Origin of the sequence: uncultured Chitinophaga sp., from assembly GCF_937874145.1 — a bacterium.
Classification (GTDB): Bacteria; Bacteroidota; Bacteroidia; order Chitinophagales; family Chitinophagaceae; genus Chitinophaga.
On record NZ_CALNBI010000387.1, the window covers coordinates 1 to 10332 of the forward strand.

7 protein-coding genes are annotated in these 10332 nt (G+C 55.7%); all 7 read left to right on the forward strand.

Annotated features, from left to right (window positions below):
- Window positions 1–48 precede the first annotated feature (48 nt).
- Complete coding sequence (locus Q0510_RS18855; RefSeq protein ID WP_298715288.1) at window positions 49–729, forward strand: DUF421 domain-containing protein; 681 nt, start codon at window positions 49–51, stop codon at window positions 727–729.
- 132 nt (window positions 730–861) lie between these two features.
- Window positions 862–2160, forward strand: coding sequence for a hypothetical protein (locus Q0510_RS18860; protein WP_298715290.1), 1299 nt, complete (start codon window positions 862–864; stop codon window positions 2158–2160).
- 362 nt (window positions 2161–2522) lie between these two features.
- Window positions 2523–5648, forward strand: a complete 3126-nt coding sequence (locus tag Q0510_RS18865; protein WP_298715292.1) for a TonB-dependent receptor — start codon at window positions 2523–2525, stop codon at window positions 5646–5648.
- A gap of 52 nt (window positions 5649–5700) precedes the next feature.
- Window positions 5701–7572: a RagB/SusD family nutrient uptake outer membrane protein gene (locus tag Q0510_RS18870; protein ID WP_298715294.1), complete on the forward strand. Its 1872-nt coding sequence runs from the start codon at window positions 5701–5703 to the stop codon at window positions 7570–7572.
- A 30-nt stretch (window positions 7573–7602) separates the two neighbouring features.
- On the forward strand, window positions 7603–8784 hold the full coding sequence (locus Q0510_RS18875; RefSeq protein ID WP_298715296.1) for a DUF5000 domain-containing lipoprotein: 1182 nt from the start codon (window positions 7603–7605) through the stop codon (window positions 8782–8784).
- A gap of 20 nt (window positions 8785–8804) precedes the next feature.
- On the forward strand, window positions 8805–9995 hold the full coding sequence (locus Q0510_RS18880) for a DUF4998 domain-containing protein (protein WP_298715298.1): 1191 nt from the start codon (window positions 8805–8807) through the stop codon (window positions 9993–9995).
- On the forward strand, window positions 9932–10332 hold a 401-nt coding region (locus Q0510_RS18885; RefSeq protein WP_298715300.1), incomplete at its 3' end, for a family 43 glycosylhydrolase. The genes Q0510_RS18880 and Q0510_RS18885, both read left to right, overlap by 64 nt.

The following is a 10332-nucleotide window of genomic DNA, read 5'->3' on the forward strand; positions in this document are numbered from 1 at the left end:
TGTACAGGCATTCTTTTTGCCGTTGTTGTTACAGTAAAACTGCTGTCTATGGATTGGAAGGAAATCTTTCTCAGTGATACCACCTGGGCGCTGGTACTCCAGGTGGCCGTGCGCACCCTCGTTATGTTCGTGGCGGTATTGTTGTTGTTGCGGGCATCGGGGAAGAAGGGGGTACGGCAGTTATCCATTTTTGAAGTGGCGATTATCATTGCGTTGGGCTCCGCGGCCGGGGACCCCATGTTCTATGAAGATGTGGCGATCGTGCCTTGTCTGGTGGTTTTTACCGTCATCCTGACCGCTTACCGGCTGATTATCTGGCTGGCCGGCAAATCGGAGCGGTTCGAAAGCATCGTGGAGGGGAAGCCCGTCACCATAATCAGGGATGGCATGATAGAACTGGGGAATAAAGGGAATTCCCCGTTTGCACATGACGAGTTTTTTGCGGAAATGAGAGGGGTGAACGTAGAGCATATGGGACAGGTGCGGATGGCCATCCTGGAAACCAATGGCAGTGTCAGCTTCTACTATTTCGCGGATGAAGAAGTGAGGCCCGGGCTGCCGGTGATCCCTGAACTTTATGATGATCATTGCGAAACTATTACTGAAGCCGGGGATTATTCCTGCTGCTACTGCGGGCAAACGGATCACATTTCCCAGGGGCGCCACCAGTGCAAAAGATGCGGCAAGGAAGATTGGGTCAAAGCCATCGCCACGAAGCGAATTACCTGATAGATTGCATCAATTCTTTCCGATGATATGTTTATGGCCGCTGTTCCGCAGATGGTCATTCGGTCCGCTAAAACGACGTTTCAGCAGGCCCTTGCGGCGCGTCTTGTACGAATAGGTTACATTGAGGGCGCCATGAAAATCGTGATTCTCGCCTGCATACTTATTTTTATCATCCTGTGTACATTGAATGCCTGCAGTCAGCCGCTGCATTTCAACCGCAACGAAAACCAGCGGAAACTCCCTGTCAAAAAAGGCGTTGCAGGCATTCGGCAGGTCATGCAATTGCGCCGGGAGGTTTTGATGGCCGTGGGGCCGCATGAGATCCGCATGCCGAAAGGTACGATCGTTGACGATGAATATCAACCCGGAAAAGTTATTTTCCCCGGCAACTACGCCTGCACGGTAACGCTGGGTGGCCGTGCCATCACCACACCCAAAGGCGGCGTGATCCGGCTGTCGGATACGCACCTGGTTTCGGTGCAGGTGGCGGGTGAAAGTGCGCGCTTCATCATCGGCGGCAACAAATTTACATTCGCCAACGCCATGGGCGGCGAGGGCGTTTCGTTTTTTGAAGATGGAAGCGTCCGCTGCGGGTACCTGGCTGAAGATGCGGAGGCCGAAGTCGCAGGGCGCCGCATCCGCCTAAAGCGTAAAACAGGTATCAACAATGCCATTTGGGATGATGATGGATTCGAGTTCGGTAACATCGTATTCTATCCATCCGGCGCCCTTCACAAAGGGGAACTCATGGATGCAACGGGTCTGCGGGCGGGAGAAACCCTCCGGAAATTCCTGCCGGGAAAAACGGAATGGTACGAAAACGGCAGCGTGCATACCGGCTTCACCGCGCATCCTATTTCCGGTACTGCTGCGGGAGCCGATTTTACCATCCATGCCGGCCAGAAAGTAACCTTGTCCTCCGCCGGAACACCGGTGATCCCTGAAAACGTCGTCACCCTATCTTCCATCTCCATCCCCGCGTTCCCGGGCGTGGAATTCCGACAGGCGAAAGTCCGCCTGAAAAACGGCGCCGTTTTCATCCAGGAAGGATCGCTGGACAAGGTTGCGGAGATTTCCTTTGGTAGCGGTGATTCCCGGGCTATTCCCTTTGGCCCGGGTCCCGATGGCCATCCATCCATCAGTTTTTACTACGAAACATTCCAACCCGTTTTCGGATATGCCGGCCGGAATTTCACCGCCCTGGCAGGCAAACAGGAATGGCTCATCCAGGCCGGTACGCTGATGCGTTTCCATAAAGACGGCCGGCTGCAGGAAGCCGTACTGGCAGCACCCGCTACCGTAATCATCACCGGAAAGCGATACCTGCTGGAGAAAGGCGCTACCATTAAGTTGTACAGCAATGGCGACGTGAGCGAAGACGTTATTCAATTCACCAACAAAAGCCACAACCTCGTCCGCCCGCTGGAATAAGGCTACAAGTATTTCAACTTAAAGCATAAAGGTCGCCATCCCGGCGGCCTTTGCTGTTTTCTATACTCCTCGCTGCAGTATGCATAGCATTTTTATTAAATCATGTCAAAAATGTACAGGTAAAATCACAGGAAGTATTGGCAATCCCGGTGAAAACGAAATAGTTTTGAGGTATATTAAGATCGTACTCGTCTATCATCATTTACCAAAATCTAACGTGAATTCACGTTGAACGGCTGAGGCAGAGGGAATATACAATACAGACAAGAGATCGGATTCAATCTGAAGGAACTGACTGCAGGCTCCGCCTGCGGAATGGGGACAATTTATACCATATATGCATGCAGTATTAAACTAACGTTATGAAGAAAAATTTACCGTACAGCGCAGTCTGGCTGCTGCTGAGCTTCCTCTTCTATGCCGTGCAGGCCGCAAAAGCCGCACCATGGCAGGAGCGCCCCGGGGTGGAAGTCAAAGGCACCGTGACGGATTCCTCCGGCGCCTTTATGCCCGGCGCTACCATCACCGTCAAAGGCCAGCCCAAAATCGGTACGGCCACAGACCCCAACGGGCGCTTTATCCTCAACGTACCCGACGCTAACGTCACGCTCGTTTTCCAGATGATGGGATACGTTTCCCAGGAAATACCGCTGGCTGGCAGGAAAGACCTGCAGGTAACCCTGGGCGTAAATCCCTCCGAACTGGGCGAAGTGGTGGTTGTCGCCTTCGGCAAACAAAAGAAGCAGGACATGATCGGGGCCGTTACCTCCGTGAACGTGGAAGACCTCAAAATCCCATCCAGCAACCTCACCACCGCCCTCGCCGGGCAAATTTCCGGGGTGATCGCCTACCAGCGCAGCGGGGAACCGGGAGCCGATAATGCGGACTTCTTCATCCGCGGCGTCACCACCTTCGGCTACAAGAAAGACCCGCTGATCCTGATCGACGGCGTGGAGGTGACCAGCACGGATCTCGCACGGCTGCAGCCGGACGATATCGCCAGTTTCTCCATTCTTAAAGATGCCACGGCCACCTCACTATACGGCGCCCGGGGCGCTAACGGCGTGGTGCTCATCACCACCAAGGAAGGGAAGGAAGGGAAGATCAACGTGACCGTCCGCCTGGAGAATTCCGTTTCTTCGCCCACGCGCAACGTGGAACTGGCCGATCCCATCACTTATATGAAACTTGGCAACGAGGCCGTGCTGACCCGCAACCCGCTGGGGACGCTGCCTTACGCGCAAAGCAAAATCGATAACACCATCGCCGGCGGGAACCCTGCCGTGTACCCGGCTACCGACTGGCAGGGGATCATGTTCAAAAAATACGCGGTGAACCAGCGCGCCAACCTCAACGCCAGCGGCGGCGGGAAGGTAGCGCGGTATTACCTGGCCGGCACCTTCAACCAGGATAACGGCGTGCTGAACGTTGACGGGCGGAATAATTTCAACTCCAACGTCAACCTGAAAACCTATTCCCTCCGCTCGAACATCAACATCAACATGACCAAAACCACGGAAGTGGTGGTGCGGCTGGCAGGAACTTTTGATGACTATAACGGTCCGATCGACGGCGGCACCGACGTTTACAACCAGGTGATGCACACCAATCCCGTGCTTTTCCCGGCGTACTTCGAGCCGGATTCGGCCAATGCGCACGTGAAGCATATCCTGTTCGGCAATTATGGCAACGGGCAATACCTGAACCCCTACGCCAACCTGATGCGCGGGTACCGGGAATCGTCGCGGTCGAAGATCGATGCGCAGTTTGAACTGAACCAGGATTTTTCGTTTATCACGGAAGGGTTGTCGGGCCGCGTGGTGTTCAATACTTCGCGCCTGTCAAGCTTCAACGTATCGCGGTTTTATTCGCCGTTCTATTACATGGTGGGCTCATACGACCGCAAAACGGACGTGTACCAGCTGATGCCGCTGAACGAAAGCACCGGCACCGAGTACCTCGATTACCGCGAAGGCGGCAAGGAAGTACGCGCTACCACTTACCTGGAAAGCAGCATCAGCTACCAGCGGCTGTTCGCAAAGAAGCATAACCTCAGCGGTACGCTGGTGTCCATCATCCGCAACAGCCTCGTCGGCAATGCGGGCGACCTGCAAAGTTCCCTGCCTTTCCGGAATGCCGGGATATCGGGGCGTACGACGTATTCTTACGACCAGCGTTATTATGCGGAGTTCAACTTTGGATACAATGGTTCGGAGCGGTTTTACAAAACGCAGCGCTTCGGGTTCTTCCCATCGGCAGGCCTGGCCTGGAATGTGTCGAACGAGGCTTTCTGGGAGCCATTCAAAAATACGGTTACGCTCCTGAAATTCCGGGGGACTTACGGACTGGTGGGCAACGACGCCATCGGGGATGAGCGGGACCGCTTCTTTTATCTCTCTAACGTCAACATGAATGACGGCGGCCGCGGTGCGGTTTTCGGGACTAACAATGGGTATTCCCGCACCGGGGTGTCGGTTTCGCGGTATGCGAATACGGCCATTACCTGGGAGCGCGCGCGGAAGACGAACGTGGGTTTTGAAATGGGGCTGTTTGGGAAATTGACGGTGGAAGCGGATTTTTTCCATGAGCACCGCTCCAACATCCTGATGAGCCGGAGCTCCATACCCCCCACCATGGGCCTCTCCGCCGTGGTGCGCGCCAATGTCGGCGAAGCGGCCGCGCGGGGGATCGACGGGTCGATGGTATATGCGGGGCATTTCGGGAATCGTGGCTGGGTGAAGGCCCGCGCCAATTTCACGTATGCGACCAGCGAGTTCAAGGTATATGAGGAACCGCAATATAACGAACGCTATCTTTCACGCGTAGGGTATTCCCTTTCGCAGCAATGGGGCTATGTGGCGGAACGTTTGTTTATCGATGATAAGGAAGTGGCCAATTCTCCCCGGCAGAACTTCGGCATCTACCAGGGCGGCGACCTCAAGTACCGCGATATGAACGGTGACGGGCAGATCACGACGCTGGACCGCGTACCGATGGGTTATCCCACCGATCCTGAAATCATTTACGGATTCGGGTTTTCCGCGGGTTACGGCAATGTAGACCTTTCCCTGTTCTTCCAGGGATCGGCGCGCTCTTCGTTCTGGATCGATCCGGTGGCGACGGCGCCTTTCAATAATGAAACGCAACTGCTGAAAGCATATGCGGATAGCTACTGGTCGGAAGACAACCGCAACAGTTACGCGCTCTGGCCCCGCCTCAGCTCCAACATCATCGGCAACAATACCCAGCGCAGCAACTGGTTCATGCGCGACGGCTCGTTCCTCCGCCTGAAATCACTGGAAGTAGGGTACACGCTGCCCCGCAACGTGATGAAGCGTATGCACCTCACCAACGCCCGCTTCTACCTGAACAGCCTCAATCTCTTCGCGATCAGCAGCTTCAAGCTGTGGGACGTGGAGATGGGCGCCAACGGCCTCGGTTACCCGGTGCAGCGCACCCTGAACGCAGGTATCCTTTTATCACTTTAATGCAGCAATTATGAAACGCGTCAGTATATACATATGGCTTTACCTTTCCTGCATGTGGGCAGGTTGCGGCAAATACCTGGATGTGGTGCCCGATAACGTGGCCACCATCGAGAACGCTTTTACGAGCAGGACCACCGCCGAAAAATTCCTCTTTACCTGTTATTCCTACCTGCCCGCCCACGGCCACGCGGGCGCTGTGCCTTTCCTGGCCGGGGATGAATTCTGGCTGCCGTATCCGCAGGTGCCGCAGTTTTATGTCAATTATATTTTTGAAGGCGTAGCCATGGGCAACCAGAGCGTCATTTCGCCGCAGATGAATTACTGGGATGGGACCAACGGCGGCAAACCGCTGTTCAGGGCGCTTCGCGACTGCAACTTCTTCCTGGAGAATATGCCCGGCGTTCCCGGCATGCAGGAACGCGAGCGCAGGAAGTGGATCGCGGAAGTCAAATTCCTCAAGGCCTACTATCACTACTGGCTGCTCCGCATTTACGGGCCTATCCCCATCATCCGGGATAACATCGATATCTCCGCCGGAACGGAAGGCGTGCTGGTGAAGCGCGCGCCGGTAGACAGCTGCTTCAATTACATCGTGCAGCTGCTGGACGAAGCAACGGACGACCTCCCGCTGCGGCTGGAAAATGAAAACAGCGAAGCAGGTCGTATTACCCGACCCGCATTGCTGGCGATCAAGGCGAATGTGCTGGTAGAAGCCGCCAGTCCGCTCTTCAACGGCAATACCGATTTTGCCAACCTGAAGAATAGGGACGGGCAGCAGCTTTTCAACACTGCACCCGATCAAAGCAAATGGGTTAGGGCTGCGGAAGCCTGCAAAGTAGCGGTGGACGCCTGCCACGAAGCGGGCCTGAAGCTGTACGAATACAACCCTGCCGTGGTGTCCACGCAATTGTCGGATACTACCATCACGCAGATGAGCATCCGCAATGCCATTGCGGAAAAATGGAACAGCGAGATCATTTGGGGCAATACCAACAGCATGGCCTGGGAAATCCAGCGGCTGGCGCAAGCCAAGATCGATCCTTCGCGGCTGAATAACCTCGGCCTCCGTTCGATGCTGGCGCCCACGCTGAAAATGGCGGAACTGTTTTATACGAAGAACGGCGTTCCCATCAACGAAGACATTACCTGGGATTACGCCAACCGGTATGAACTGAGAGTAGCGGAAAACGCGCACCGCTTCAACCTCATTCCCGGTTATGAAACCGTGGCGCTGCACTTTGACCGGGAGAACCGTTTCTATGCGGACCTCGCCTTCGACGGGGGCGTCTGGTACGGGCAGGGGAAATTTGACGACAAGGACCCCTGGACCGTTCGCGCCAAGTTTAAGCAGCATGCCGGCAAATCAGGCATGTTCCAGTATTCCATCACCGGGTACTGGCCGAAAAAACTCGTGCATTTCCAGAATGTGATTGAAGCCGGCGACGGCGGCGCGTATACTGTTGTGGAGTACCCCTGGCCCGTGATGCGCCTCGCCAACCTGTACCTGTTGTACGCCGAGGCGCTGAACGAATCGCAGGGGCCCGTGCCTGAAGCCATGCGCTGGGCCAACGAGGTGCGGAAACGCGCCGGCCTGCCAGGCATCGCCGAAGCCTGGGGCACTTACTCCCGCATCCCCGCGAAATTCACCACGAAAGAAGGGCTGCGGAGCATCCTGCAGCAGGAGCGCCTCATCGAACTGGCCTTCGAAGGACAGCGGTTCTGGGACGCCCGCCGCTGGAAAAAGGCTACCGAAATGTTCAACACCAGCGTTCAGGGATGGGATATAGGGCAGGAAGAAACGCGGTTGTATTATCGCGCCAAAACCTTGTACGTACGCCAGTTTGGTACCCGTGATTACCTCTGGCCGATCAGCGAAAACAATCTCATCCTCAACCGGAACATAGTGCAAAACCCGGGTTGGTAAAACGGTATCGCTCACTTTAAAAACTTCAACATGAAAATATTCCAATATACAGGATGGCTGCTGTTCGCCGGCGTATTGCTGGGCGGGTGCAAGGATACGCCCATTGGGCCGCAGGACGATGGCTCCGGCGCCCCCGGGCCTGTGTCGCAGGTAAGAGTGGAAAGGCTCCCGGGCGCGGTGCGCCTGCAATACAATTTGCCGGGCGATAAAAACCTCCAGCATGTAAAAGCCGTCACCGAAATCAACGGCCAGCTGCGCGAAGTGAAAGCCTCTGCTTACCAGCGCGTGCTGGAAATACCCGGTTTCGGGGATACGTCGGAGCATGAAATCAAGATTTACGCGGTCAGCCGCGCGGAAAAGCTTTCGGAGCCGGTATCGGTGCGCGTCCGCCCGCTGGAGCCTCCGGTGATGAAGGTTTTTGCCTCGCTGGATATGAAGGAGGATTTCGGCGGCGCTACCGTGCAGTTCGCCAATGATGCGGAAGCGGATATCAGTATCGTGATGCTCACGAAAAATGACGCCGGTGAATGGGTGGATGAAGATGTGTTGTACACGAAAAAGAAAAACGGGTATTACGCCGTGCGCGGCTTCGATACCATTCCCCGTGTGTTCGGCGCTTATGTGCGCGACCGCTGGAATAACCGTTCCGACACCCTCGTAAAAGAACTGAAACCGGTTTTCGAAAAACAGCTCGACCGGAAAAATTTCTTCGAATATTACCTGCCAACGGATGAAAAGGCGGCCTGGAGCTGGTGGATGCCCAATATCTGGGACGGCGTCATCGTCAACAATTCTAACGTCGACAAGCCCGGTTTCCATACCGCGCCGGGCAGATGGCCGCAGTGGTTCACCTTCAGCCTGGGCGTCAAAGCCAAGCTCAGCCGCTTCCGTTTCTGGCAGCGCGGCGCTTGGATCTCCTTCACCGACCGGAACATCAAGAAATTCGAGCTGTACGGCAGCAACGATCCCGCGAAAGACGGTAGCTGGGACGGATGGGAGCTCCTGCTGCAAGGGGAATCCGTAAAACCCTCCGGCCTGCCCATGGGCACGAATACGGCGGAAGACCTGGCGCTGATCGGCGCGGGAGAGGAGTTCGTTTTCCCGCCGGGAACGCCCGAAGTGAAATACATCCGGATGAAAGTGCTGGAAACCTGGGGTAACAACGACAGTTTTTACATCATGCAGGTGGCATTCTGGGGAACTGATCTTTAACAATCAAATGTAAGGTTATCATGAAAATGCAATATAAATGGTTCATCGCCGCGGCGCTCCTGGCCGGTTGCAGCAAACCGGGCATGCTGGACGAAGTGTTGGGCAAGGGAGAGATCGTGTATCCCGGCAAGGCGGACACCGTGATCGTCAACGGTGGTAAAGAGCGCCTGGAACTGATCTGGACAACGACCGACAGCCGCATCACCCACTACCGGGTATTCTGGAACGACGGCGCTGATTCCGCGGAAGTAAAAGCCGTATACGGCCACGACCAGTTGGCGGATACCACGCGCTTCCTCCTGGAGCGGTTGCCCGAAGCCAGGTATGTGTTTAACGTAGTGAGTTACGACGCTTCCGGCAACCGGTCCATCAAAGCCGAAGCCGAAGGCGCTACATACGGGAACATGTTCCGGAACGCCCTCCTCAACCGGGGCCTCCGGAGAGCAGTGGTAGCACCCGGAGGAGACGCGGAGCTCGACTGGATGCCGGCCGACAGCCTGGAAAGCACCACCACGCTCCGCTACACCGACAATACCGGCGCCACGCAAACGGTACAGGTGTCTCCCGCCGACCTGCAAACCAGGCTTGCCAACTATAAAACCGGCACGCCTTTCACTTACAGCACCGCTTACAAGCCTGAGAAAAGTGCGCTCGATACTTTTTACGCAAAAACGGAAGCGGCCGTCAGTCTCGTGCCGGTCGACAAATCGACGTTCAGCCCGCTCATGCTGCCCGGCGACGCCGGAACCGCCTGGGGATGGATATTGCCTTACCTCTGGGATGATAATATCGCCGAGGGGCGCGGGTATCATACGCCCGATCTCAACCTGCCGCAGCATTTCAATTTCGACCTGGGTGTTACGGTTGAACTGCGGGAAATGAAATGGTGGCAACGGCAGGGCGCTACCAACATTTTCAACGGCGGCAATCCCAAACGGATCGAAGTATGGGGCAGCAACAATCCCTCGCCCGACGGCAGCTACTCCGGCTGGACGCTCATCCAGGATTGCCGGAGCGTGAAGCCATCTGGCGCGGCGGTAGGCACCATTACCCAACAGGATACAGATTATGCCGCTGCCGGCGAATTGTATAAATTTCCGGAAGGCACGCCGCCTTATCGTTATATCAGGATTAAAATTTTGGAAAGATGGTCAACCACGTCGAGAAACATACATATGATGGAAGTGTCCTTCTGGGCAAAACCCTTCTGATCGCGCTGCTGCTTTGCTGCGGCGGCCTGAAGGCCCAGCGGAAAACCACGGACCTCGCGATCCGCGATCCTTTCATCATCGCCTATGCGCCGGACAGCTGCTATTACATGTATGCGAACGCCAATCCGCATATCGCCGTATACAAAAGCCGCGACCTGCAAACCTGGGAGAATGCCGGGAACGCCTTCTCCGCCACGGAAAAATTCTGGGGCAAGCAGGATTTCTGGGCGCCGGATGTGTATGCCTATCGGAACAAGTTTTACATGTTCACCACTTTCAGCGCGCCCGGCGTGAAGAGGGGCACTTCCATCCTGGAAGCCGCCCATCCCGCGGGGCC